This window comes from Nocardia sp. NPDC006982 (genome assembly GCF_042869435.1).
GTDB lineage: Bacteria > Actinomycetota > Actinomycetes > Mycobacteriales > Mycobacteriaceae > Nocardia.
The window spans coordinates 63,208-86,916 of the sequence record NZ_JBIAFV010000013.1 but is presented as its reverse complement, the minus strand read 5'-3'; the positions used below and the strand labels follow the sequence as shown (position 1 = coordinate 86,916).

General features: G+C 65.6%; 22 protein-coding genes and 1 riboswitch. Of the genes, 10 read left to right on the top strand and 12 right to left on the bottom strand.

Annotated features, from left to right (window positions below; genetic code table 11):
- Window positions 1–81: 81 nt before the first annotated feature.
- The 3 genes from ACFYOW_RS36265 to ACFYOW_RS36255 are packed head-to-tail and all read left to right on the top strand — an operon-like array spanning window position 82 to window position 4,999.
- Window positions 82–1,461 (top strand): hypothetical protein, encoded by a 1,380-nt coding sequence (locus tag ACFYOW_RS36265; protein ID WP_387294562.1) that lies wholly within the window; start codon window positions 82–84, stop codon window positions 1,459–1,461.
- Entirely contained in the window at window positions 1,458–2,435 is a 978-nt protein-coding gene (locus ACFYOW_RS36260; RefSeq protein ID WP_387294561.1) for a glutamate ABC transporter substrate-binding protein, read from the top strand. The genes ACFYOW_RS36265 and ACFYOW_RS36260 overlap by 4 nt, the downstream gene beginning before the upstream one ends.
- A 5-nt stretch (window positions 2,436–2,440) precedes the next feature.
- Window positions 2,441–4,999: a tetratricopeptide repeat protein gene (locus tag ACFYOW_RS36255; RefSeq protein WP_387294560.1), complete on the top strand. Its 2,559-nt coding sequence runs from the start codon at window positions 2,441–2,443 to the stop codon at window positions 4,997–4,999.
- A gap of 270 nt (window positions 5,000–5,269) precedes the next feature.
- On the opposite strand, the gene ACFYOW_RS36250 is transcribed toward ACFYOW_RS36255, so the two are convergent.
- Window positions 5,270–6,478, bottom strand: coding sequence for an acetate kinase (locus ACFYOW_RS36250; RefSeq protein ID WP_387294558.1), 1,209 nt, complete (start codon window positions 6,476–6,478; stop codon window positions 5,270–5,272).
- A gap of 90 nt (window positions 6,479–6,568) precedes the next feature.
- Window positions 6,569–8,641, bottom strand: coding sequence for a phosphate acetyltransferase (pta, locus tag ACFYOW_RS36245; protein ID WP_387294557.1), 2,073 nt, complete (start codon window positions 8,639–8,641; stop codon window positions 6,569–6,571).
- Window positions 8,642–8,735: 94 nt separating this feature from the next.
- Between pta and ACFYOW_RS36240 the strand changes: the two genes are divergently transcribed.
- On the top strand, window positions 8,736–9,239 hold the full coding sequence (locus tag ACFYOW_RS36240; protein WP_387294556.1) for a nitroreductase family deazaflavin-dependent oxidoreductase: 504 nt from the start codon (window positions 8,736–8,738) through the stop codon (window positions 9,237–9,239).
- 274 nt (window positions 9,240–9,513) lie between these two features.
- Here ACFYOW_RS36240 and fgd read toward each other — a convergent pair whose 3' ends face one another.
- The gene (gene fgd / locus ACFYOW_RS36235; RefSeq protein WP_387294555.1) at window positions 9,514–10,524 is read right to left on the bottom strand and encodes a glucose-6-phosphate dehydrogenase (coenzyme-F420); all 1,011 of its coding nucleotides are present in this window, start codon (window positions 10,522–10,524) and stop codon (window positions 9,514–9,516) included.
- Window positions 10,525–10,859: 335 nt separating this feature from the next.
- On the opposite strand from fgd, the gene ACFYOW_RS36230 reads away from it, so the two are divergent.
- Complete coding sequence (locus ACFYOW_RS36230) at window positions 10,860–11,657, top strand: HAD-IIA family hydrolase (protein WP_063047175.1); 798 nt, start codon at window positions 10,860–10,862, stop codon at window positions 11,655–11,657.
- Window positions 11,658–11,795: 138 nt separating this feature from the next.
- Here ACFYOW_RS36230 and ACFYOW_RS36225 read toward each other — a convergent pair whose 3' ends face one another.
- The 4 genes from ACFYOW_RS36225 to ACFYOW_RS36210 all read right to left on the bottom strand — a co-directional run bounded on the left by ACFYOW_RS36225 (window position 11,796) and on the right by ACFYOW_RS36210 (window position 14,201).
- Complete coding sequence (locus ACFYOW_RS36225; RefSeq protein WP_387294554.1) at window positions 11,796–12,248, bottom strand: MarR family winged helix-turn-helix transcriptional regulator; 453 nt, start codon at window positions 12,246–12,248, stop codon at window positions 11,796–11,798.
- Window positions 12,245–12,883 (bottom strand): DJ-1/PfpI family protein, encoded by a 639-nt coding sequence (locus ACFYOW_RS36220; RefSeq protein WP_387294553.1) that lies wholly within the window; start codon window positions 12,881–12,883, stop codon window positions 12,245–12,247. The genes ACFYOW_RS36225 and ACFYOW_RS36220 overlap by 4 nt, the downstream gene beginning before the upstream one ends.
- Before the next feature lie 40 nt (window positions 12,884–12,923).
- A complete protein-coding gene (locus tag ACFYOW_RS36215; RefSeq protein WP_387294552.1) occupies window positions 12,924–13,370 on the bottom strand; it encodes an RpiB/LacA/LacB family sugar-phosphate isomerase in 447 nt (148 codons plus the stop codon).
- A gap of 87 nt (window positions 13,371–13,457) precedes the next feature.
- Window positions 13,458–14,201, bottom strand: coding sequence for an SDR family NAD(P)-dependent oxidoreductase (locus ACFYOW_RS36210; RefSeq protein WP_387294551.1), 744 nt, complete (start codon window positions 14,199–14,201; stop codon window positions 13,458–13,460).
- Window positions 14,202–14,346: 145 nt separating this feature from the next.
- Between ACFYOW_RS36210 and ACFYOW_RS36205 the strand changes: the two genes are divergently transcribed.
- On the top strand, window positions 14,347–14,829 hold the full coding sequence (locus ACFYOW_RS36205) for a DUF456 domain-containing protein (protein WP_387294550.1): 483 nt from the start codon (window positions 14,347–14,349) through the stop codon (window positions 14,827–14,829).
- A 151-nt stretch (window positions 14,830–14,980) separates the two neighbouring features.
- Here ACFYOW_RS36205 and ACFYOW_RS36200 read toward each other — a convergent pair whose 3' ends face one another.
- Both ACFYOW_RS36200 and ACFYOW_RS36195 read right to left on the bottom strand, forming a co-directional pair.
- On the bottom strand, window positions 14,981–15,853 hold the full coding sequence (locus ACFYOW_RS36200; protein WP_387294549.1) for an amidohydrolase family protein: 873 nt from the start codon (window positions 15,851–15,853) through the stop codon (window positions 14,981–14,983).
- 124 nt (window positions 15,854–15,977) lie between these two features.
- A complete protein-coding gene (locus ACFYOW_RS36195; RefSeq protein ID WP_387294732.1) occupies window positions 15,978–17,393 on the bottom strand; it encodes an FAD-dependent oxidoreductase in 1,416 nt (471 codons plus the stop codon).
- Window positions 17,394–17,749: 356 nt separating this feature from the next.
- On the opposite strand from ACFYOW_RS36195, the gene ACFYOW_RS36190 reads away from it, so the two are divergent.
- The 3 genes from ACFYOW_RS36190 to ACFYOW_RS36180 all read left to right on the top strand — a co-directional run bounded on the left by ACFYOW_RS36190 (window position 17,750) and on the right by ACFYOW_RS36180 (window position 20,029).
- Window positions 17,750–18,205 carry a hypothetical protein gene (locus ACFYOW_RS36190; RefSeq protein WP_387294548.1) on the top strand — a complete coding sequence of 152 codons (456 nt, stop codon included), beginning with the start codon at window positions 17,750–17,752 and terminating at the stop codon, window positions 18,203–18,205.
- Window positions 18,206–18,270: 65 nt separating this feature from the next.
- Window positions 18,271–18,387: riboswitch (SAM riboswitch) on the top strand.
- Window positions 18,388–18,401: 14 nt separating this feature from the next.
- The gene (locus ACFYOW_RS36185) at window positions 18,402–18,818 is read left to right on the top strand and encodes a rhodanese-like domain-containing protein (protein WP_040686280.1); all 417 of its coding nucleotides are present in this window, start codon (window positions 18,402–18,404) and stop codon (window positions 18,816–18,818) included.
- The gene (locus tag ACFYOW_RS36180) at window positions 18,815–20,029 is read left to right on the top strand and encodes an O-succinylhomoserine sulfhydrylase (RefSeq protein ID WP_387294547.1); all 1,215 of its coding nucleotides are present in this window, start codon (window positions 18,815–18,817) and stop codon (window positions 20,027–20,029) included. The genes ACFYOW_RS36185 and ACFYOW_RS36180 overlap by 4 nt, the downstream gene beginning before the upstream one ends.
- A gap of 121 nt (window positions 20,030–20,150) precedes the next feature.
- Here ACFYOW_RS36180 and ACFYOW_RS36175 read toward each other — a convergent pair whose 3' ends face one another.
- The gene (locus ACFYOW_RS36175; RefSeq protein ID WP_387294545.1) at window positions 20,151–20,807 is read right to left on the bottom strand and encodes a hypothetical protein; all 657 of its coding nucleotides are present in this window, start codon (window positions 20,805–20,807) and stop codon (window positions 20,151–20,153) included.
- A 90-nt stretch (window positions 20,808–20,897) separates the two neighbouring features.
- On the bottom strand, window positions 20,898–21,644 hold the full coding sequence (locus ACFYOW_RS36170; RefSeq protein WP_387294544.1) for a hypothetical protein: 747 nt from the start codon (window positions 21,642–21,644) through the stop codon (window positions 20,898–20,900).
- 366 nt (window positions 21,645–22,010) lie between these two features.
- On the opposite strand from ACFYOW_RS36170, the gene ACFYOW_RS36165 reads away from it, so the two are divergent.
- On the top strand, window positions 22,011–22,487 hold the full coding sequence (locus ACFYOW_RS36165) for a hypothetical protein (RefSeq protein WP_387294543.1): 477 nt from the start codon (window positions 22,011–22,013) through the stop codon (window positions 22,485–22,487).
- Here ACFYOW_RS36165 and ACFYOW_RS36160 read toward each other — a convergent pair.
- Window positions 22,454–23,665, bottom strand: a complete 1,212-nt coding sequence (locus tag ACFYOW_RS36160) for a cytochrome P450 (RefSeq protein WP_387294542.1) — start codon at window positions 23,663–23,665, stop codon at window positions 22,454–22,456. The genes ACFYOW_RS36165 and ACFYOW_RS36160 overlap by 34 nt on opposite strands.
- Window positions 23,666–23,709: the final 44 nt, after the last annotated feature.

The following is a 23,709-nucleotide window of genomic DNA, read 5'->3' as shown; positions in this document are numbered from 1 at the left end:
TGTTTCACACGCCACGGCGCCGGTAAGACCACAATAAGCTCCCAGCAGGAGCACATGTGCGCAGCAACCGGGGAGGTGGAGATGGCAGCGCTCGACTCGACGACGGCCCCGCGGCCGCCGTCGGTCACGGCCGATGTCGGGCCCGAGCGGCTGGACGTGCCGCGCGAAGCTGGGCTGCGCGCCCATCTGGACCCGGCCAACCTACGATCCTTCGCGCTATCGACACCGGGCCGGCTCATCGCCATCGGTCTGCTGCTCATCGGCCTGTGCCTGGCCGCGGGCATGATGACCGCCTCGACGGTGAGCGATCGCCAGCAGGCGCTGGAGATCCTGCTCGACGACACCGAGCCGGATGCGAACTCCTCCCACCACCTCTACACGTCGCTGTCCATCGCGGACGCCGCGGCGAGTACCGCGTTCATCGCGGGCGGCCTGGAACCGGAGACCGTGCGCGATCGCTACAGCCAGGCGCTGGGCGAGGCGTCCGCGGAATTGGTGACGCAATCGGGTCACGCGGCCGGACAGGCCACCGACGACGACCCGGATACCCGACTGCGTACGGGCATCGCGACCGGCCTGCCGGTCTACTCTGGTCTGGTCGAAACCGCCCGCGCGAACAATCGCAACGGGTACCCGGTCGGCGCCGCGTATTTGAGCGAGGCATCGAATCAGATGCAGACCGTCCTGCTGCCGATGGCCGCACAGCTGCAGAGCCATCGCTCCGATGCCGTGAGCGCGGCCCAGCGGCATCACGTGCAGCCGCCGTGGCCCGCGATCGGTGTGCTGATCTTGGCGCTGGGAGCACTGGTCTGGGCGCAGTTCGATCTGTCGAAGCGCTGGCACCGCGTGCTCAATCCGGGACTGCTGCTCGCCTCCACCGGGATGCTGATCCTGTTGGCGTGGACGGTGGTCGCCGGATCGGTCTCGGCCGCGGAGATGATCGGTGGCCGAGACCACGGCGCGGTGCCGAGCTCCCGGCTGACCGAGAGCCGCATCCTCACCCAGCAGGCGCGTTCGGCGGAGACGCTGAAGCTGGTGCGCCGCGACGCCACCGGCGATTACGACCGGACCTACGAGTCCAGCGTGACCCGGATCAACGAACTGCTCAGCGGCTATCCATCCGATGCGCCCGCAGCCGATGAGATCGCGAAGGCCCGTGAGGCGCTTACCCGTTGGCGAGCGGCCCATCAGCACATGAACGACACCCTCGCCCGCGGCGATTTCATCGGGGCGGCGACGGTGGCGACCGGGCCGGGCTCGGCGGATGCCGCGGCACAGGTGGAAGCACTGGACGACGCACTAGGCCTGGCCCTGGACGCGACGCGCAATACGTTGCGCGACAACATCTCCGGCGCGGCCCGGTCACTGGATTTCCTGGCACCGGGCGCGATGGTGTTGGGGATACTCGCCGCAGGCTATGTCGGCCTCGGTATCTGGCCGCGACTTCGGGAGTACCGGTGAACCGCGTGCGCGGGCTACTCGCCGCGCTCGCCGCAATCGCCCTGCTCGCCGGGTGCGCAGCGGGCTCGGACACGATCGATACGAAGACCACCAAATACACCGAACCGCCGCTTCCCGCCAAAGCCGTTTCGATACCGACGGACTCACCGATTCCAGCCGAACGCGACGAGCAGTGCGGCGATCCGACCGCGAGTCTGCGACCCACCGGGGCGGGAGCGGCCGCCCGTGGCCCGACGATCGATGCGATTCGGGCCCGCGGCCGGCTGGTGGTCGGCTTGGATACCGGCAGCAACCTTTTCAGCTTCCGTGATCCGGTGAGCGGCACCATTGTCGGGTTCGATGCCGATATCGCCAGGGAGGTCGCGCGCGATCTGTTCGGTAGTCCGGAGCAGATCGAGTACCGCAGTCTCGGGTCCGCGGAGCGCGAGTCCGCGCTGCAGAATCACGTCGTCGATATTGTCGCCAAGACGATGACGATCAACTGCGAGCGGCGGCAGAAAGTCAGCTTCTCGACCGTCTACCTGCACGCGAATCAGCGCGTGCTCGCGGTGAAGAACTCCGGTATCCGAAGTCTGGCCGATTTGGCCGGTAAGCGGGTGTGCATCGTATCCGGCACCACCTCGCTGGATCACATGCGCCGCGAGCAGCCCGGCGCGACCATCCTCACCGTGCCGACCTGGGCCGACTGTTTGGTCGTGCTGCAGCAGCGTCAGGTCGACGCGATCAGCACCGACGACGCCATCCTCGCGGGTCTGGCCACGCAGGACTCGTCGTACACCGAGTTGGTCGGCCCCAGCATCAGCGTCGAGCCCTACGGCATCGGAATCCCCAAGGGCAACGACGATCTCGTCCGCTTCGTCAACGGCACGCTGGAGCGCATCCGCAATGACGGCACATGGGCCCGGCTGTACCAGCAATACCTCATCGCTCTAGGGCCGGTCCCAGCGCCGCCCGTCGCGACCTATCAGGACTGACGGCGATGACATCACCGCACGATGCCACCGATTCGACCGAGGGCGAGCCGAAGGAACCCGCCGAGGAATCCGGACAAAATGCAAGGGCAGCCGCACTTTACGAACCACCCGAACCGGGCTCCGCGGCCATCGAGACGATCAGGTGGTCACCGGATACCGGCCCGGAGGCCGAAAACCTGCGTCCCGAGACCACTTCCGGCACCGGGGGGACCGAGGGCGAAAATGCCGGTGCCGCTTCCGGTGAGACGGTTCGTCACCAGCCCGCCGCCGCCGAAACGATCCGTGAGCACCGCGCCTCCCACAAGGCCATCGGCTACCAGCCCGCGTCCGGCGAAACTGCCCGCCGCGACAATATGGCCGCCGAATTCACCGTAGGCGCATGGAATGCCCCGGAGCCGACCTCCGCCGCGACCATGCGCACCTCCGGACGCAGTGTCCGCACCGCGCGCTCGCGACCGACTACGCGCAAACTCGGCGCCGGGCTGGTCACGATTCCGAATATCCCGCCCGCCGATCCACGCACCGCGGTGCTCGCCGATCCCGTCGTCTCCGAGGGCAGGCGCTTCTGTTGGCGCTGCGGCAATCCGGTCGGCCGCGCCACCGCGACCCGCCCCGCGACAACCGCGGGCACCTGCGAAACCTGCGGTGCGCCATATGATTTCCGCCCGTCACTGCACGACGGCGATATGGTGTCGAGCCAGTACGAGATCCAGGGCTGTATCGCGCACGGTGGACTCGGCTGGATCTATCTCGCGATCGACCGCAATGTCAGCGACCGCTGGGTCGTCCTGAAGGGTCTGCTGCACGCGGGCGATACCGAGGCGCAGGCGGTGGCCGTCGCCGAACGCCAATTCCTGGCCGAGGTGGCACATCCCAGCATCGTCAAGATCCACAACTTCGTCGAGCACACCGGACCGGACGGCGAGTCGATCGGCTACATCGTCATGGAGTACGTCGGCGGCCGCTCGCTGCGCGATATGCTCGACACCTATCCGCGGCCGGAGCGGATGCCGGTCCCCGAGGCGATCGCATATCTGCTGGAGATCCTGCCCGCGCTGGAGTATCTGCATTCGATCGGGTTGACCTACAACGACCTCAAACCCGACAACATCATGGTCACCGAGGATCAGGTCAAACTCATCGACCTGGGTGCCGTCACCACCATCGATGCCTACGGAAACCTATACGGCACCAGGGGTTTTCAGGCACCCGAGATCGCCAGGACCGGACCGACGGTCGCCTCGGACATCTACACCGTCGGGCGGACGCTGGCCGTGCTGACGCTGAGCATGCCGATGGAACAGGGACGCTATCTCGACGGCATTCCCGACCCCGCCGACCATCCGGTGCTCGAACGCTACGAGTTCTTCCATCGCCTGCTGCTGTGCGCGACCGATCCCGATCCCGCGCGCCGCTTCCCCTCCGCACGCGTCATGTCGGCGCAGCTGGCCGGGGTACTGCGCGAGATCCTGTCCATGGAGACCGGCGCCGAACATCCACAGCTGTCCACAGTTTTCAGTCCACAGCGCGGCAGCTTCGGCACCGAGGAGTTGATCAGCCAAACCGACGCCTATGCCGACGGCATCGCCAGAAGCAATCTGCTGCGCGCCGTCGAAGTGGCTGCCGCCCTTCCGGTTCCGCTCATCGATCCGACGGACGCATCGGTGCCGGTGCTCGCGGCCGTGGCACATCCGGAACCGAACGATGCGCTCGCGGCGTTGCAGGAGGCACATGAGCGCGCCGTGGCCGATCCCGAAAAAACCCAGGAGACATGGGATCTGGAGCTGACGCTGGCCGAGGCAAAGCTCCGGCTCGAACTCGGCGAATCGGCGGCGGTGCTGCAGATGCTGTCACCGCTGCCCGGCGATCACGATTGGCGCATCGACTGGTACCTGGGCCAGGCCCAGTTGCTCGAGTTGGATTACGAGCAGGCCTACAACAGCTTCGATGCGGTACTGCGAGTGCTGCCCGGCGAGATCGCGCCCAAGCTCGCACTCGCGGCGACCGCGGAACTCGTTCTGCAGCATTGGGATTCGGACAACCACGAACAGTGGCGGGCTTATGCGGAGAAGTTCTACGCCACTGTCTGGCGCACCGATCGCGCCGTGGTGAGCGCAGCATTCGGCCTGGCCAGGCAGTCGGCCGAGGCGGGTCAGGTCGACGAGGCCGTGCGTGCGCTCGACGAGGTACCCGCCGCCTCCCGGCACTACACAACGGCCCGGATGACCGCGGTGTGGCTATTGCTCACCGCCGCCCCGATCGCCGAACTCCCCGAATCCACCCTGCACCTTTCGGCCTCGCGCGTCGTCGGCCTGCCGAGTGGGGAGAGCCGCAAGACCCAGATGCGCGTGCTCGTCCTCGGTGCCGCGCTGGCCTGGCTGCAATCGGGCAATACGCCCAGGAGCGACGGGACGACCCTCTTCGGCGCGCCGTTCACCGAGCGCGAGCTGCGTGCGGGCACCGAGGCCGGGCTGCGCGCCCTGGCCCGCAGCGCCCCCGGCCGCAATCACCGCTATGCGCTGGTCGACCTGGCGAATTCCATCCGAGCCAAGACCTGGATCTGATCGCTGCAAAGCAAAACCCGGCCGGGAGGGAACGCCGGCCGGGCTCGGATCTCGATTCGCGGAGCAGTCGGCACACCGATGATCCCCGGGGTTCCGCGCTTCCGGCCCGCCCCGGGGGCAGCCGGAGCGGGCACATCGGGAGCGGCGAGGGCATCGCGGACCCGATAGCGGCGGAGGTTCGGCCCCGGTTACGGCGTCCGGCGCGAACCTGATCCGATACCAATACTGCCGCAGCGAGTGTGAGGATTCCGTGAGGTTTTCTTGAGCCGCTCAATCAGCACGCTGAGCTGCGACAACGCGGAGTGCGGCCTGGGCGATCGCCAGTTCCTCATTGGTCGGCACGACGAGCACGGCGACCTCTGCGTCCGGTGCGGAGATGTGCCGGGCCGCGCGGTCTTCCGCGGTATTGCGGTCGGGATCGACTTGAATGCCGAAGCGGGACAGCCCGGCTAGTGCGTCGGCGCGGACCTGCGGGCTGTTCTCACCGACGCCCGCGGTGAAGGTGATGGCATCGACACCGCCGAGCTCGATCAGATACGCGCCGAGATAGCGGCGCAGGCGGTGGATGTACACGTCGTAGGCCAGGCTGGCGGCGGCGTCCCCCGCGTCGATGAGCCGCTGCAACTCACGGAAGTCGTTGACGCCGGATAGTCCCTTGAGTCCGGCATTGCGGTTCAGCATTTCGTCGATCTGATCGACATCCATGTGGGCCGCACGGACCAGATGCGCGAAGATCCCGGGATCGAGATCGCCGCCCCTGGTGCCCATCACCAGCCCCTCCAGCGGGGTGAGGCCCATAGTGGTGTCGATCGGGTGTCCGCAGCGGATGGCCGACGCCGATGCGCCGTTGCCGAGGTGGAAGATGATCTGATTCAGGTCCGCGGGATCTCGATCGAGTAGCGCAGCGACCCGGCCCGAAACGTACTCGTGCGACGTGCCGTGGAAGCCGTACTTCCGGATGCCATGCGCGGCAGCCAGTTTCGCGTCGATGGCGTAGGTCTTGGCAGCATCGGGCAGGCCGTGGAAGAACGCGGTATCGAACACCGCGACCTGCGGTACACCGGGCAGCAGTGCACGCGCACTTTCGATGCCCGCGACATTGGCCGGATTGTGCAGCGGCGCAAGCGAAGACAGGTCGGATATGGCCGCGACCACGTCGTCGTCGATGAGCGTCGGCCGGTAGAACACTTCGCCCCCGTGCACCACGCGGTGCCCGACCGCGCGTACCCCCGCGGCGGCCAGATCGTGGCCGGATTCGGCGAACACATCGAAAACCAGCCGCAGCCCCGCCGTGTGATCGGCGATCGGCTCGCGACGTTCGGTGGTTCGGCCATCAACCTTGTGCTCGATCCCGGCCTGCTCCTCGCCGATCCGATCGACCATGCCGGATGCGACGACGACACCCGATTCCGGGTCCAGCAGTTGGTATTTGATCGACGACGAGCCGGAATTGATCACCAGCACCAGGTCATTCGTCATACCAGCACCTCCTGCATCACGCGCGTGCCCCGCACTCGGTCAGCAACCGCGAACCCGGCCGCATTGTTCCGCCGTGTGCCACACCGCACATCAGCCTTCCTGCGCCTGGATCGCAGTGATAGCAACCGTATTGACGATGTCGGCGACGAGCGCACCGCGAGACAGGTCGTTGACCGGTTTGCGCAGCCCCTGCAGCACCGGACCGATCGCGATCGCACCGGCGCTGCGCTGAACCGCCTTGTAGGTGTTGTTACCGGTGTTGAGGTCGGGAAACACGAAGACCGTCGCCCGCCCGGCCACTTCGGAATCCGGGAGTTTGGTGGTGGCCACGGTGGGTTCGATCGCGGCGTCGTACTGGATCGGGCCCTCCACCGGGAGTTCCGGCTCGCGCTCGCGAACCAGTTTGGTGGCGACGCGCACCTTGTCCACATCGGCGCCGCTGCCGGATTCACCGGTCGAGTAGGACAGCATCGCGACGCGCGGGTCGATGCCGAAACGGGCCGCGGTCTGCGCCGAGGAGATCGCGATATCGGCCAGCTGCTCCGAGCTCGGATCGGGCACGACGGCGCAGTCACCGTAGGCGAGCACCCGATCGGCCAGGCACATGAGGAACACGCTGGAGACGGTGGAGACGCCCGAAACGGTCTTGATGATCTCGAAGGACGGCCGGATGGTGTGCGCCGTGGTGTGCGCGGCGCCGGAGACCATGCCGTCGGCGATACCCTTGTGCACCATCGTGGTGCCGAAATACGAGATATCGGCCATGGTTTCGCGGGCGCGCTCCAGTGTCATGCCCTTGTGTTTGCGCAATTCGGTGTACTCCGCGGCGAATTCGTCGAGGTAACCGGAGGTGCGCGGGTCGAGTACCCGTGCGGCCGAGATATCGACGCCGAGTTCCGCGGCGCGGGCGCGCACCGCAGCCTCGTCACCGAGAATGACCAGATCCGCGATCTTGCGCTGCAGCACCCGCCCCGCCGCGCGCAGGATACGGTCGTCGTCACCCTCGGGCAGCACAATGGTCTTGCGGTCCGCCCTGGCGCGTTCGATCAGCTGATACTCGAACATCTGCGGCGTCACCACGGAGGTATCCGGAATTTCGATGCGCTGCAACAACTCCGACGCGTCGACATGCTGTTCCATCAGGGCCAGCGCGGTGTCGACCTTGCGCGGGCTGCCCGCCGACATGCGGCCACGGGTGCGGTAGGCGGCGCTGGCGGCGTCGTAGGTGCCCAGTTCGGTGGTGAGGATCGGCAGTTTGGGTTTGAGGCCGTTCATCAGCCTGGCGATGGCCGGATGCGGCAGCATGCCGCCGTTCATGATGATGCCCGACAGCGACGGAAAGCCTTCCGCCTCATGTGCATTCACGACACTGAGCAGCACGTCGGAGCGATCGCCCGGCGCGATGACCACGACACCGTCGACCAACCGCTCCAGAATATGTTCGGCCGTCATGCCGCCGACCATGACCTGCAATGCCTCACGCTGCAGCAATTCCACATCGCCGCTGTACATTTCACCGCCGATCGCGGTGCACAGCTCAGCCATTGTTGGCGAAATCAGCAGCGGCACTTCGGGTAACGTCCAGGACGGTACATCGAAGCCTTTGAGGGCAACGCCGACTTCGTCCAATTGCGCTGGATCGCAACGGTTCGCGATGATCGCCATCAAGTGCGCGTGTTCGAGGGACAGCTCGTGTGCGCACAGCTCGGCCAGCTGCTCGACCTCGTCCGGAGTACGGCCGGAACCGCGCACGACCAGCAGTACGGGCGCGCCGAGGTTCACCGCGATGCGGGCATTGAAGCGCAGTTCGCTCGGGCTGGCCACATCGGTGTAGTCGCTGCCGACGATCACCACCGCGTCACACAGCTTCGCGACCTCGTGGAACCGCATCACGATCTCGCTGATCGCGGCATCCGGATCGGCGTGCACCTGCTCGTAGGTGACGCCGATGGCCTGCGCGTAGTCGATATCGGCGGTGCTGTGCTCGAGCAGCAGTTCCAGAATGTAATCCGGCTCGGTGGTCGAGCGGGTGATCGGCCGGAATACGCCGACCCGGGCAGTGGTCGCGCACAGCATCTGGAGCATTCCGAGGGCCACCGTCGATTTTCCGGTGTCACCCTCCGGAGATGCGATGTACACAGCGGATGGAGCGGTATCGGCCATGTCCGTGAGCTTAGTGAACCCGCGGCTACCCAGACCGTGCGGCGAGACGGCGATCACGAATTCCTATTCGCACCGATCCGGATATAGTCCGGGCATGGCTGAGCAATTCCCGAAGCGGCAGTGGGGTTCGAACACCAATTTTCTTGCCCGCCTAGCGACCAAGCTCGCATCTACCAAACCCGGGTCGTGGCTGATTCGGAAGGTCACCCCGCTGGATCGGGCCATCCTCGAGCGCACCGACGCCAAGTACACCCTCCTCGGCCCGATCGGTGCACCGGTCATGCTGCTGACCACCACCGGCCGCAAATCCGGTGAGCCGCGCACCCAACCATTGCTCTGCCTGCACGAAGGCGACACCATCTACGTGATCGGCAGCAACTTCGGCCAGCAGCATCATCCGGCCTGGACCACCAACCTGCTGGCGAACCCTAATGCCACCGTCGCCATCGCAGGCCAACGCATCCCCGTCCGCGCCACCCTGGTCGAATCCGACAAGGACGCCCTGTTCGCCCGCTTCGTCGAGATCACCAGTGCCTACAGCGTCTACCGCACCCGCACGGCCCGAGACCTCCGCATTTTCGCCCTCACCCGCGCCTGACCAACCCCTTCCAATTGCGGGAATCGGCTCAGCGCACCGAGGCGAGTCTCGAATGGTCGCTGCGGGACTCATCGCGGCCATCATCCGACTCGCCTCGATCGAGCATTTCTCCTGAGCTGGCCGAGCATCGCAGACCAGTCGCGGCTCAGCCGAGAGCACGGCGGCTCGAGCCAGGTCGGCCGAAGAGGTCGAGGAAGCCGAACCCGCCGCATTGCCATGTCCGGCCGAGCATCGGCGGGTGGGCCCGACGTTGCTCGGCCGGTGCGGTTGCGGCTCAGCCCAGGGCGCGGAGGCGGGGAGCCAGGTCGCGCTGGAAGAGGTCGAGGAAGCGGGACTGGTCGTGGCCGGGGGCGTGGAAGACCAGGTGGTTGAGGCCGGCGTCGAGGTACGGCTTGATCTGTTCGACGGCCTGGTCCGGATCGTTGGCGACGATCCAGCGCTTGGCGATCTGCTCGATCGGGAGGGCGTCGGCGGCGGCCTCCATTTCGATCGGGTCGGTAATGGAGTGCTTCTGTTCGGCGCTCAGCGAGAGCGGGGCCCAGAAGCGCGTATTCTCCAGTGCCAGTTCGGGATCGGTGTCGTAGGAGATCTTGATCTCGATCATCCGGTCGATCTGCTCGACGGCGCGTCCGGCCTTGGCGGCGCCCTCCGCGACGGCGGGCATCAGCTTCTCGGTGTAGAGATCCATGCCCTTGCCGGAGGTACAGATGAAACCGTCACCCGCGCGACCCGCATAGCGCGCGACCAGCGGTCCGCCCGCGGCGATGTAGATCGGGATGCCGCCCTTGGGCACGTCGTAGATCGAGGCGCCGACGGTCTTGTAGTACTCGCCGTCGAAGTCGGTGCGTTCACCGGTCCACAGCGCGCGCATGAGGTCGACGGATTCGCGCAGCCGAGCGAAACGCTCCTTGAATTCCGGCCATTCGCCGGTGTAGCCGGTGGCGATCTCATTGAGCGCCTCACCGCTGCCGACACCGAGCATGATGCGGTCGGGGTACAGACACCCCATGGTCGCGAAGGCCTGCGCGATCACGGCGGGGTTGTAGCGGAAGGTCGGGGTGAGCACCGAGGTGCCGAGTTGGATGCGTTTGGTGCGCTCACCGACCGCGGCCATCCAGGCCAGCGAGAACGGCGCATGCCCGCCCTTGTGCCGCCACGGCTGGAAATGGTCGCTCACCGTTGCGCTGTCGAGGCCGTGTTCCTCGGCGGCCACCGCGATTTCCACCAATTCCCGCGGTCCGAACTGTTCCGCCGACGCCTTGTATCCGAGCTTGAGATCACCCATATGCGCCACTCCTGTCGCTTCGCTCAACGGTCCGTGCGGGAGGTTCCGCACACCGTCGGCCGCCTGAATCCCGCGACCGCATCCCGGTACAACCGCAAGGGCGACACGGGAGTTCCCGAGCCCATCGGCCTACCTGAGCGCTGCGCGATCGGTTCTCACACGGCCTCCCCTCGACCATAGTCAGCGCCATTCGACGAGGTGTGCCGGGTCGCACCTGGGCCATCGCATAGCCGGTGGGCATCACATCCCTCCGCGGGATGCCCACTGGATGTGGGGATGGTCGCATCGGGACTGGTATTCGCACGGTGGACGGGCGGATAGCCGACAATTGGCTTGTGAGTACACCAGATGAACCGATCCTGTCCTACCTCACCGATATGGATGGGGTGCTGGTGCACGAAGACCATCTGGTGCCCGGCGCCGACAAGTTCCTGGCCGAGCTGCGCGGCAACGAGATCCCGTTCCTGGTGCTCACCAATAACTCGATCCGCACGCCGCGCGATCTGCAGGCCCGCCTGCGCCACACCGGACTCGATATTCCGGAGGAGGCGATCTGGACCTCGGCGCTGGCCACCGCGACCTTCCTCAACGACCAGCGCCCCAATGGAACCGCCTACGTGGTCGGCGAATCCGGACTCACCACCGCGCTGCACGAAATCGGCTATGTGCTGACCGATAGCGATCCGGACTACGTGGTGCTCGGCGAAACCCGCACCTACTCCTTCGAAGCGATCACCACCGCGATCCGCCTGGTCGACCGGGGTGCGCGCTTCATCGCCACCAACCCGGACGCGACCGGACCGTCCCGCGAGGGTCTGCTCCCCGCGACCGGCTCGGTGGCCGCGCTGATCACCCGCGCGACCGGCAAGGAGCCGTACTACGTCGGCAAGCCGAACCCGCTGATGATGCGTTCGGCACTGCGCCGGATCGGCGCACATTCACAGTCGACGGTGATGATCGGCGACCGGATGGACACCGATATCGTCTCGGGGCTCGAGGCGGGCATGCGGACCGTCCTGGTCACCACCGGCATCTCCACTCGCGAGTCGGTCGAGCAATTCCCCTACCGCCCGACCCTGGTCGTCGATTCGGTTGCCGACCTGGTTGGCCGAACCGATAAGCCCTTCGCATGACGCGCGCAGATTCGCACCCTGTACCGACGCACACCGGGCGCGTGAGCGGATTCGCTCATCCGGTCATCGACTGGGCCGAATGACGACCGGCTGACTACTGGGTGGCAGCGTCGGAGTGAGCGCGTTCGGAATCGGTCATCAGGTCTGATCGGTAATGGCGTCGAGCGCAGCGGAGAGTCGCGTCATGACCTGGGCGGTCAGCGCGAATTGCTCGGCACCGAGTTCATCGGCGAGCTGTTTCGCCATGACCCTGTGCTGCGGATTGATGCGCTTGATCGCCTCGCGCCCCGCGTCGGTGACCGCAACGAGTTTGGCCCGGCGGTGCGCCGGATTCGGCTGGTACTCGGCAAGTCCCTTGTCCACCAACAGATCCGCGATGCGTTGCACACTCTGCCTGGTGATCCCCATGGCTCGGGCGATTCCGGCCACCGGCAGCGGTTCGCGCAGCACCGCGCCGAGCACCTGCCACCACGCCGCCGTGATTCCCCCGGGAGCGGCCAATTCCTCTGCGATGGCGAGGAATTGACCGTTCAGCTGGAATGAGGTGATCGCGACCGTTGCGAAGAGTTCCTGCTCCGGCGTGTCACTCATACCGTGGCGACCCGTTGCGCCTCGTACTCGGAAAGTGCGGCAAAGCCCGCCGGATCGCTGTGGCCGTACAAGCGGTACCACGCGTCCAGCACATGCGGTTCATAGACATCGAGCCTGCGCAGCACCTCGCGGGCGAATTCGAAGGGCGCGGTCGGGCCCGCCGTGATGAGATCGCCGTCCAGTACCGCCGCCTGGTCCAGATAACGATCGCCGCCCGAATATCCGCTGTAGGCAAGGTATTCCGCGGCCGCACCGGTATGGGCGTGGTTATCGAGAAGCCCTTCCTTCGCCAATCCGAAGGTGGCACCGCAGATCGCCGCGACCGGAACCCCCGCATCCAGAAACTCCCGCGCCTTGTGCACGAAGGGCATGAGTTCGCCGGTCTCCCAGGTGTCGGCGCCGGGCAGGATCAGCATCGCGCTCGCGGCGGGCGTGAGATCGGCGAGCACCATATCCGGCACGATCCGCATCCCACCCGTCGTGATGATCGGATCGGCGGTGAGTCCAACGGTCTGCACCCGGAATGTCCCCGGCGCCTTCTGCCAGCTGGGCCGATTGATATGCGCGGTCGCCGCACCGACCTCCCAGTCGGCGAGCGTGTCGTAAACGGCCGTGTGAACTGTTTTCGTAGGCATGACAGCATGCTGTCATATTTGACAGCATGCTGTCAATGTCTCAGTGTCCGCGTTCGATCTTCGACAGATGTGCGATATTGGCGCGGTCCTCCACATCAGCACTCGGTAGACCGCCGAACCACGCGTCCAAGATCTCCGTCAACTCCGCCCTGGAAGTCGAACGCAGGCTCAGCGCAAGCACATTCGCGTCATTCCACTTCCGCGCACCAGCCGCCGTCACCGCATCACCACACAGCGCGGCCCGGATCCCCGCCACCTTGTTGGCGGCAATAGAAGCCCCGGTCCCCGTCCAACAGCACACCACCCCCTGCTCCGCCCGCCCCTCGACCACATCCCGCGCCGCCGCCTCACTGGCCCAAGCCCAGTCGTTGCGCTCACTATCCGACAGCGCCCCATGCACCAACGTCTCGAACCCCCGCCGCCCGAGCTCAACCACCAGCTCCTCGGCCACCCCCACCCGCTCATCCGCCGCAACCGAAATTCGCATACCCCAAGCGTAATAACGTCCCTACCACCTAGCCCGAAAACCTCGAGCGGCCTGTCCTCGGTCCCAAGGGGCAGGCCACCGCACCGGTCACCAGCCGACGGGGCCGAGGCGATCAATGAAGATCCCGGTCGGCCCGTCGGCGTCGATCGTCGCGAGTTCGAGAATCGAGTCGGTGCCCTCGGTGACCGTCAGCTGGCCCGTGTGATTGTTCATATCGGTGGCCGCGAATTTACGATTCGCGACCTCACCGGGAGTCGCGACATTGAACTTGATCTTCGGGAGTGCCTGGGCGTACCGCACAGTGATCATGTTCAGCGCCGCTTTCGACGAGCTGTAGGCGAGCTCGTGCATCTTCGAGACGGGCTGCTCCGGATCGGTCACGACCGCGAAGGACCCGCCACCACTCGACACCATCACCACCCGCGGGTTGTCCGCCGCCTGCAGCAACGGCAGAAACGCATGCGTGACCCTGATCGGTCCGTACACGTTGGTGTCGTAAACCGAATGGATTTCGTCAGCGGTCGCGTCCGCGGGCGCGACAATATTCCCCGGTGCACCGGCGTTGTTGATCAATACATCCAGCCGGTCGGTGTACTCGCGCACGAGCCGTACCGCATCCGACACCGACTTATCCGAGGTCACATCCAGCGGCACCATCACGACGTTCACCCCCTCAGCGGCAAGTTTGTCCGCGGCGGCCTGTCCGCGAGCTGCGTCGCGCGAGCCGAGGAAAACCGTCCACCCCTGTTCCCCGAGCCGCCGCGCCGCTTCGAGACCGAGGCCCTTGTTGGCTCCGGTGATCAACACTGTGGTCTGTTCCGTGTTTGTCATGCCCACTAAGACGCACCGGCCGGCTCGTGCTGTGACAACCTGTGAGCGGCCTCACAAAGACCGGGAATCGACACTGTGCACCGACCCCGCGAGTAGGCCAGAATCCTGGCAGCATGACTAGACGCGGAAAGCGGAGGGACCGGCAGTGTCAGCTTGGGGTGAGGTCGTTGTCGGCCTGGTAATTCTGGTCGGGCTGGTCGGGATCATCGTTCCGATACTGCCGGGGGTCATTTTGATCTTCGGCGCCATTGCCGTGTGGGCGTTCATGACCGGGGGCGCCACGGCGTGGATCGTATTCGCCATCAGCACAGCGTTCTTGGTGCTGTCCGGCGTCATCAAGTACACGTGGCCGGGCCGGAAGATGAAGGATGCGGGCGTATCCAATCGCGCGCTGTTCATCGGCGCGATCTTCGGCATTGTCGGCTTCTTCATCATCCCGGTGGTCGGGCTGTTCGTGGGATTCGTTCTGGGCGTATACCTTTCGGAGCTGCAGCGACTCCGCGACAACCAGCCTGCTTGGCAGGCAACGGTTCACGCGCTCAAGGGTGTGGGCCTGTCGATGCTCATCGAGCTCTTCGGTGCGCTGCTGGCGACCGGGGTGTGGGTCATCGGTGCCATCGTGAGCTGAGTCGAGGCGAGCATCGATGGCGTGCTGCGGGACTACGAGGCAGTGTCGGCGATAACGCCGACGATCAGCACGATGATGGCTCCTACTACGGCCAGGATGATGGCAAATGAGCAGAAAGCGCGGCGACGACCGGCCCACGGCCGGGTCGTACTCACTCGATGGCGGGGAACGGAATCGTATCGGCTGGTTCGAGTTTCGGTAGCTCATCGCGCCGCAGCGGCAGGGTCGGCTGCTCGGTGCGGTGGATCGGCAGGGTCGGCGTCGGATCGGCCTGGATCGCCCGTTCGCGGGCGGGCAGTCGATAGAACGCCCGCGCGTTGTCCTCCAGCACCTTGAACATATCGGTGCCCACCACATCGCAGATCAGGTCGACATCGGAATCCCGGAACGGTCGCCCCGCGCGGGTGCCGGGCAGATCGGTGCCGAACATCAGCGCCTCGGGATTGACCGCGTGGATCCGGCGCAGCGTATCGGCCACTTTCATGTGCACCCGACCGAAGCCGGTCGCCTTCACCCGCGCACCGCGATCCACCAGATCCAGCAGATACGGCAGACCCTCCTCGGACATGCCGAGATGGTCGATGGAGAAAACCGGCAGCTTCGAGATCACCGGCTGCATCGAGGTGAGCATGTTGCCGTCGATATACATCTCGACATGCCAGCCGACGAGGTCGTGCGCGCGCAATGCCTGCAGCGTCATCGCGGTGATATCCGGGGCCGCGCGCTTGACGTTGAACCGAAGCGCACGCACACCGATCCGGTCGAGTTCGATGATCTCTTCGTCGGTGGCGTCGGGGTCCAGCGCGGTGACGCCGACCCACCCTTCGCCGAGCTCGGCCAGCGCCGCTTTCAGATAGGTCTGATCGGTGCCTTGAAAGGATCCGCTGACCACGGCGCCGCCGCCGACATCGAAGCGCGACATACGCTTTCGATAATCGGCGATGGTGAACGGGTCGGGCAGGTAGCCCTCGTTCTCGGCCAGCGGGAACCGCGGGTCGAAGATGTGGAGATGGGCATCGAACACTTGTACAGAATGCCTCAGAGACGGAATTTCCGCTGCGGCAGACCCGACAGATTTTGTGCTGCCGCAGCCGTGTCGGATTGTCGAGAACCACAGGAGGTGACGATCACCCCCCGTGGCGTTCGCACTAGACCTTGTGCGGCTCGCTCGCGCGCAGCATGTCCTCGCGCTCGACGACCTTGACGCGCTCGCGGCCCTCCGGCTCGCCGAGGGCGCGCTCGTGTGCGTCGAGGCGGTACCAGCCCTGCCAGGTGGTGAACGGGATGCCCTTGCTCTCCAGGAATTCGGTGACCGCATCCAGTTCCGGCTTCGCGGCCGGGGTGAAGTTCACGCTGTCGTCGAGCAGGCAGGCAACGGTCTCGTTGGCGTCACCCTTGGTGTGGCCGATGAGGCCGACCGGACCGCGCTTGATCCAGCCGGTGACGTAGGTGGCGGGCAGATAGCGGTCCGCACCGTCGGCATCCTCGTCGGCCAGGACGCGTCCGGCCTCGTTCGGAACGACACCGGCCTGATCGTCGAACGGCAGGTTGGTGAGGTTCTGCGACAGGTAACCCACGGCGCGGTAAACGGCCTGGACGTCCCAGTCCTTGAACACGCCGGTGCCCTTGACATTGCCGGTGCCGTCGAGCTGGGTGCGCTCGGTGCGCAGGCCGGCGACCTTGCCGTCCTCGCCGAGGATCTCGGCCGGGGACTCGAAGAAGTGCAGGAACAGCTTGTGCGGGCGGTTACCGACATCGCGGATGGCCCACTGCTCGAGGGTGTTGGCGATCATGTCGACCTGCTTGGAGTGCCTGCGCGCGGCCTCGGAGCCCTCGTCGTAGTCGATGTCCTCGGGATCGACGATGACCTCGATGGTCGGGGAATGGTCGAGTTCGCGCAGCTCGAGCGGGGTGAACTTGGCCTGCGCCGGGCCGCGGCGGCCGAAGACGTGCACCTCGACGGCCTTATTGGCCTGCAGTCCGTTGTAGACGTTCGGCGGGATCTCGGTCGGCAGCAGTTCGTCGCCGGTCTTGGCCAGCACGCGCGCCACGTCGAGTGCGACATTGCCGACACCGAGGACCGCGACCTTCTCCGCCTCCAGCGGCCAGGTGCGCGGCACGTCCGGATGCCCGTCGTACCAGGACACGAAGTCCGCGGCGCCGTAGCTGCCGTCCAGGTCGATGCCGGGGATGGGCAGCGCGCGGTCGGCGTTGGCGCCGGTGGAGAAGATCACCGCGTCATAGAACGTGCGCAGATCGTCGAGGGTGATGTCGGTGCCGTAGTCGATATTGCCGAGCAGGCGGACCTGCGGTTTGTCCAGCACCTTGTGCAGGGCGGTGATGATGCCCTTGATGCGCGGATGGTCCGGCGCGACGCCGTAGCGGATCAACCCGAACGGCGCGGGCATGCGCTCGTACAGGTCGATGCTCACCTCGGCATCGGACTTCATCAACGCGTCGGCGGCGTAGATTCCGGCCGGGCCCGCGCCCACGATCGCGATGCGAAGCGGGCGAGACCCCGCGGTGTGCGCGTCAGGCCCGGAGGAGGCAGCTTGCGTAACCACGGAGGGCCCGCGCACACCGCTAGTCGACTCAGCACTCTGTTCGGTCATCTTTTACGCGCACCCTTATGGTCGAAACAATTGACGGCGTCAGTCTTAGCTTAGGCTAACTTGACGCACCCTCTCGGTCGCATCTGCTGATGCGAACAGGCGGCCATCTCGGCTATGACAGCCACGCCGCAGTCTCGCGATTCTATCGGTGGCACAGCGCGCACCCTGCGGCGGTGCGTACACCGGGTGTTTGCTGCCCCCGGCCCACCTACCGTGACTACCCGCTCTGCGCACATCTATCAAATCCGCGCGGCGCAGGTTCCGGGGCCGAATGCCGGATACCGCCGTCCACCAGGGATGATCGACCCATGACAGAGCAGCAGGGCACCGATGAAGAACCCGTAATCGAGGTCGATCAGACCGATCGTCGCTCCATCGCGCCGTTCATCGCGGCGGCCGTCTTCGCCGCTGTCGTGCTGGTCGCGATCGTGCTCGGTGCGGTGCTTTCGCCCGCTGAGAAAAATGTCACAGAATCGGACAAGATCGCGGCCGCGGTGCAGCGCTACGCAGAGGCCCGCGCCACCACCGACAACACGCCGCCGCCGGGCGTGGCCTGTCAGGGCTTCGACGAGAGCAAGACGCCGCTCGCCGGTCAATTCGGCGGGGCCGCGGCCGGAAAGTCGATCAAGGTCACCAAGATTGAGAATGCGATGGTCGACGGCGATAAAGCCAAGGCGACGGTGACCATCGCGGTCGAGGGCCGGGAGACCCCGGCAACCTGGAATCTGACCCGCTCCCAAGACCGATGGATCGTCTGCGGTTGATTCCTTCTGCGCGGTGCGAACTGGGGTTTGACATGGCGGCCCCTGCCCAGGCAATCTCATTTTCGGGTCATGAGTACCAGCGCCAAGCCCCGGCTGGCTGGTCGGCAACCCTCCTCCGCGGTGGGGTGCTCCGGGTGACGACCTGGCCGCGCACCGAAACCCAGGTGCGGCAAGCGTGGATTCACAGGAGGATCGCATGACATATGCCGGTGACATCACCCCACAGCAGGCGTGGGAGTTGTTGCAGGACAATCCCGAAGCTGTCTTGGTAGACGTGCGCACCGAGGCCGAATGGCGTTTCGTCGGTGTGCCGGATACGACCTCGATCGAACGGCCGACGGTGCTGATCGAATGGGTCGACAGCAACGGCGCCCGCAACGGTGAGTTCGTCGAGCAGCTGACCAAGGCGCTGGAGGGTCGCGATCCGGCTGCGCCCGTCGTCTTCCTCTGTCGCTCCGGACAGCGTTCCATCGGTGCGGCGGTCGCCGCGACCGGGGCCGGCATCGCCCCGTCGTTCAATGTGCTGGAGGGCTTCGAAGGCCCGATCGATGAGCTCGGACATCGCGGCGGCTCCGGCTGGCGCGCCATCGGCCTGCCCTGGCGGCAGTCATGATCACCGGCGGTTCGTTCGACAAGCCACTGCCCGAGGGTGTCGGTCCCGCGACGCTCGGCGTGCGAGGTGGCCTGCGCCGCTCGGGATTCGAGGAGACCGCTGAGGCGCTGTACCTGTCCTCCGGTTTCGTCTATGAGAGCGCCGAGGCGGCCGAGGCGGCGTTCACCGGCGATATCGAGCATTTCGTCTACTCCCGCTACGGCAACCCGACGGTCGCCATGTTCGAGGAGCGCCTGCGTCTGATCGACGGCGCCGAAGCATGTTTCGCTACCGCGAGCGGCATGTCGGCCGTATTCACCGCGCTAGGTGCGCTTTTGGGCTCGGGCGATCGACTTGTGGCCGCGCGCAGCCTGTTCGGCTCGTGCTTCGTGGTGTGCAACGAGATTCTGCCGCGCTGGGGTGTGGAGACGGTCTTCGTCGACGGCGATGATCTGGATCAGTGGGAGCAGGCGCTTTCGGTGCCGACCCAGGCCGTGTTCTTCGAGACACCGGCCAATCCGATGCAGACCCTGGTCGACGTGCGCCGGGTGACCGAACTCGCGCATGCCGCAGGCGCGAAAGTGGTGCTGGACAACGTCTTCGCCACGCCACTGCTGCAGCGCGGTTTCGAACTCGGTGCGGATGTGCTGGTGTATTCGGGCACCAAACACATCGATGGTCAGGGCCGGGTGCTCGGTGGTGCGATCCTCGGCGCCCAGGACTACATCGACGGTCCGGTGAAAAACCTTATGCGCCATACCGGTCCGGCGCTGAGCCCGTTCAACGCATGGACCCTGCTCAAGGGTTTGGAGACGATGCCGCTGCGCGTGCGTCACTCGACCGAATCCGCACTGCGCATCGCCCGCTTCCTCGAGGGCAACAAATCCGTCTCGTGGGTGCGCTACCCGTACCTGGACTCGCATCCGCAGTACGACCTGGCGACCAGCCAGATGAGCGGCGGCGGCACCGTGGTCACCTTCGAACTGAACGCGCCGGAGGCCGAGGCCAAGAAGCGCGCCTTCGAGGTCCTCAACCGCCTGCGCATCATCGATATCTCCAACAACCTCGGCGATTCCAAAACCCTCATCACCCACCCCGCCACCACAACCCACCGCGCCATGGGCCCCGAAGGCCGCGCCACCATCGGCCTGTCCGATGGTGTCGTCCGCATCTCGGTTGGACTGGAGGATGTCGAGGATTTGCTGAGCGATCTGGACCATGCGCTCAGCTAGATGTATGAGGCTGTGCTGTCGGTAACGCCGGTGTGGAGTCGGCTGGCTGGTGGCTGGTTTCCGGCGACGGCCGCCGCCATCGGGGATGCGGCGCGCTCTATCGCGCCGCATTGCTGATCACCTAATTCGCAGGTTTCAGAGAGTTCTGCGCCCATTTAGTCGTCCCCTCGGGCGCGTTGAGCGTGTCGATCAGCTCCACGGCCGAAAGCATCAGGACCGGCCCCCCGGCGACAATTGTCCCCAGAACGCCGCCGATCCCCGCACCGGCGATCGCGGCAGGTATGCAGCCCACCGCGAACAGCGGCAAACCCACAATGCATCCGGTAACGCCCCCGACGACCAGACCGATCACGGTGCCGACGAATGTGCCGAGCGTGGCGGCGAGCCCCAATCGGGTCGAGAACTCCGCCATCGCAGCCTGGTTCTCGACGGGCGATGCGACCGGCGCGGCAGCGGGTCGCAGCTCACCGGGCGTCAACCTCAGCTCCTTCGCGTCTTTGCTGAGTGCGGAGTCGACGGTGAGCACCTTGTCGCCCACGGTGATTCGCGTTGGCACGACCAGCACGGGTGCGCCGCTCTCATCGCGAATGGTGAACGAGCTGTGATCGTGGTCGAGTACGAAGGTCCCTCCAGATAGCGTGGTTGTCACAACACGTTCCACCGAGGTGACCTGGTACTCGATGTCATGTTCGGCGGATGCTTCCGCGTGGGCGGTTACCGGCGCGATTGCCGCAACGCATGCGATACCGATCGCCGCGATGCGCGAGGTTTCGATCACGAAATGTCCTTTTCTATTGGGTTCGACACCGAAGAAGTCGGCAGAGGCCTCGATCAGCTCGAAGCGGGGGATGGCATAGATGTAGGCGCGTCAGTCGCCATCGTGCCCATCCGAGAAGTAACTGGGGACGCACGCGCGATCCAGCCGGGCGGGATAGGGGTCGCCCAATCGGACCGGTAGGTGGCCCTTCCGGTACGCACGGTCTACGTGGATCTGCGATAGCGGTTCGGAACCGAGTGCCCGGAACTCCCACCGTGTTCCGGTGGAATCCGGTTGCCAACCGTCCGGATCGATCGCGTATACGCGCTGGACCAGTCGGTCGACGACAACGATGGCGTAATGGGCGTTGCGTCTGGCGGCGCTGCTCACCCGCCACCATCGCCGATCTCGCTCGTAGTGCACTTCGGGAGAGCGGACGGCAGACGGCCCGGCATCAGGCCACGGCTGCGAGATGATGAGCGCAATACGTTCACCGGCCGCGGTGAGGGTGCCCCAGCGCTGATAGGTATGCGCCCGGTCCAGGCCCGTGACGGAGGCGACGTCGCCCAGTCCCGCCGTATGGTCGAGAGCGGCGGCCGCAGCTTCCAACATCCCGGCGTCGATCTCGTTCGCGAGCACACTGTGCACTCGCAGCAGGGCTAGTTGGAACTCACGCGCCTGCACGAATTCCAGCTCACCGTCTTCATAGCGCGTCCAGGCCTGTGGCCCGAGCCCGCTCAGTTGGCCGGCGAGGCCGACGAGGATGGTTCGGACGGATCGTGACAGCCATAACCGTTCAGTTGCCCACATATCGCGCGCAAAGGCATACGCGCCGCCGTTTACTTGTAAATCAGTCATAGCCATGGACTTTAGCGAGGCGGTACATCCAGTTCACGGATTTACCGGATCGATCTTAATTAAATTTCTTCCACGGATTCTCTTTGGTAGCCAGATATTCGCCAACTCTGGATGGCTCGTTGGTAGCTACCTTTTGCTCGATCTCGAGGACATCAGTGGAAACGGTCTTCCGGTCCACGACATCCGCTCGCACAGAACCTGGACCCCGATAGCAGACCTCGGGCAAGGCGAATGCCCGAGGCCCTCCCCCAATCGATCGGCCGGCGTAACGATGTGGCGTCCCACCACCGACGCCCGGGCATATGTGCGTTCCACGAACACTGCTCGAAAGGGGAGTACACACTGATTGCGACACCGACGAATCCGATGACGTCCACGGCCGCCGCCATGGCCAACCGGTTCGATTGGTCGATCAGCCACGCCGACGACATGCTCGTGGTGACGTTCGGGGCGGAACGGGCCGGAATCGAGCTACCCGCTCCGCTGCGAATCGGGGTGGAGTTGTTCTTCCAGGACAACGGCCTTTCGGGACCCACCATCGCGATCGGTGGTCCGGTCGGGCGCCATATCCGGCTCGTCACCGGCATCAGCAAAGCCGATCGGGCCATCGAGTACCTCCAAAACTGCGGGGCGGTGCTCCACGTCGGCCGCGCCATATGGCCCCTACCCCCCGTTTCGGGACTCGGCCTCGCATGGTCGGCGGACGGCGGACACGGCCATCGCATCCCTCCGCTCGTAGCGGTCGCCGCCGCGGTTCGAGCAGTACGTCTGTACACCCCCGACGGACTCGAGCAACTGCCAGGGCAGGGTCACCAGGTGACCGGCAGTTCGTGGACGCCGTAGATATTCATGTCGGTCCTGAGTTTCACCTCGTCGGCGGGGATGGCGAGTTCGAGGGTCGGTAGGCGACGCAGCAGTCCGTCGAAACCGGCGCGCATTTCGATGCGAGCCAGTTGCTGGCCGAGGCATTGGTGGATGCCGTGGCCGAAGGCCACCAGACCGCGCGCCCTGCGGTGAATGTCCAGGGTGTCGGGGTTGTGGAAGCGCCGGGCGTCGCGGTTGGCGGCCAGCAGCGAGATAACTACGGTCGATCCCTTGCCGATCGTTTCGCCGCCCAGTTCGATGTCCTCCGTGGCGTAGCGGTAGAAGATATCGGCCACGGACAGGTAGCGCATGAGCTCCTCGACCGCATCGGGCACCAACTCCGGGTCGGCACGCAGTTCGGCCAGCTGCTCGGGGTGCTCCAAGAGCGCAAAGGTGCCGAGTCCCAGCATGTTGGCGGTGGTTTCATGCCCCGCGAGCAGCAGCAGGAAGGCGATGCCGGTCAGTTCCTCGATGGTGAGGTCGTCATCGCGGGCCAGATCGGACAGGATGTCCTCACCGGGTTCGGCGCGTTTGCGCGTGACAAGTCCGGCCAGGTACATGGTCATTGCGCCGTACGCGGCCATCTTCTCCTCGAGCGCCTGGTCCTTGACGAGGAACTTGGCGGAGTTGACCTGGAAGGTGTCCCGGTCCTCGTAGGGAACACCGAGCAGTTCGCAGATCACCAGCGAGGGCACCGGCAGCGCGAACGCCTTGACCAGGTCGACCGGCGGGGTCAGGCCCGCCATCTCGTCCAACTGCCGCTCGACGATGTCGATGATGTGCTCTTCGAGCTGCTTCATGCGCTTGACGGTGAAGGCGCCGGTGAGCTTGCGCCGCAGCCGGGTGTGGTCCGGCGGGTCCATGGCGACGAACAAGCCCGGGATCTGTGGGGAAGGCTCGGTAGCGACCGGCATGCCGGGGGTCTCGTACGGCACGTGGACAATGCCGATGTCCTGGCGGGAGCTGAACCGGGTGTCGGCCATGAGCTGGCGGACCTCCTCGTAGCCGGTGACCAACCAGCCCTCGTGACCGTCGGGGAAGACGAGGGGACTGACCGGGCGAGCCTCGCGCAGGCGGGTGATTTCGCGAGGCGGGTCGAAGGGGCCCGCATTGCGTTCCATGGGGAGGCCGTGGGGGACGGGAACCGTTTCACTCATTGGGTTTTCCTGATCAGGTAGTAGAGAAAGTTGGGAAGCAGGGG

Excerpts from the sequence above, each read along its gene's own strand:
- ACFYOW_RS36190 (WP_387294548.1), top strand. The coding sequence starts at position 17,750 with ATGACAGAGCAGCAGGGCACCGATGAAGAACCCGTAATCGAGGTCGAT.
- ACFYOW_RS36185 (WP_040686280.1), top strand. The coding sequence starts at position 18,402 with ATGACATATGCCGGTGACATCACCCCACAGCAGGCGTGGGAGTTGTTG.
- ACFYOW_RS36255 (WP_387294560.1), top strand. The coding sequence starts at position 2,441 with ATGACATCACCGCACGATGCCACCGATTCGACCGAGGGCGAGCCGAAG.
- ACFYOW_RS36225 (WP_387294554.1), bottom strand. The coding sequence starts at position 12,248 with ATGAGTGACACGCCGGAGCAGGAACTCTTCGCAACGGTCGCGATCACC.
- ACFYOW_RS36215 (WP_387294552.1), bottom strand. The coding sequence starts at position 13,370 with ATGCGAATTTCGGTTGCGGCGGATGAGCGGGTGGGGGTGGCCGAGGAG.
- ACFYOW_RS36180 (WP_387294547.1), top strand. The coding sequence starts at position 18,815 with ATGATCACCGGCGGTTCGTTCGACAAGCCACTGCCCGAGGGTGTCGGT.
- ACFYOW_RS36210 (WP_387294551.1), bottom strand. The coding sequence starts at position 14,201 with ATGACAAACACGGAACAGACCACAGTGTTGATCACCGGAGCCAACAAG.
- ACFYOW_RS36240 (WP_387294556.1), top strand. The coding sequence starts at position 8,736 with ATGGCTGAGCAATTCCCGAAGCGGCAGTGGGGTTCGAACACCAATTTT.
- fgd (WP_387294555.1), bottom strand. The coding sequence starts at position 10,524 with ATGGGTGATCTCAAGCTCGGATACAAGGCGTCGGCGGAACAGTTCGGA.
- ACFYOW_RS36265 (WP_387294562.1), top strand. The coding sequence starts at position 82 with ATGGCAGCGCTCGACTCGACGACGGCCCCGCGGCCGCCGTCGGTCACG.
- pta (WP_387294557.1), bottom strand. The coding sequence starts at position 8,641 with ATGGCCGATACCGCTCCATCCGCTGTGTACATCGCATCTCCGGAGGGT.
- ACFYOW_RS36165 (WP_387294543.1), top strand. The coding sequence starts at position 22,011 with ATGACGTCCACGGCCGCCGCCATGGCCAACCGGTTCGATTGGTCGATC.
- ACFYOW_RS36220 (WP_387294553.1), bottom strand. The coding sequence starts at position 12,883 with ATGCCTACGAAAACAGTTCACACGGCCGTTTACGACACGCTCGCCGAC.
- ACFYOW_RS36170 (WP_387294544.1), bottom strand. The coding sequence starts at position 21,644 with ATGACTGATTTACAAGTAAACGGCGGCGCGTATGCCTTTGCGCGCGAT.
- ACFYOW_RS36250 (WP_387294558.1), bottom strand. The coding sequence starts at position 6,478 with ATGACGAATGACCTGGTGCTGGTGATCAATTCCGGCTCGTCGTCGATC.
- ACFYOW_RS36160 (WP_387294542.1), bottom strand. The coding sequence starts at position 23,665 with ATGAGTGAAACGGTTCCCGTCCCCCACGGCCTCCCCATGGAACGCAAT.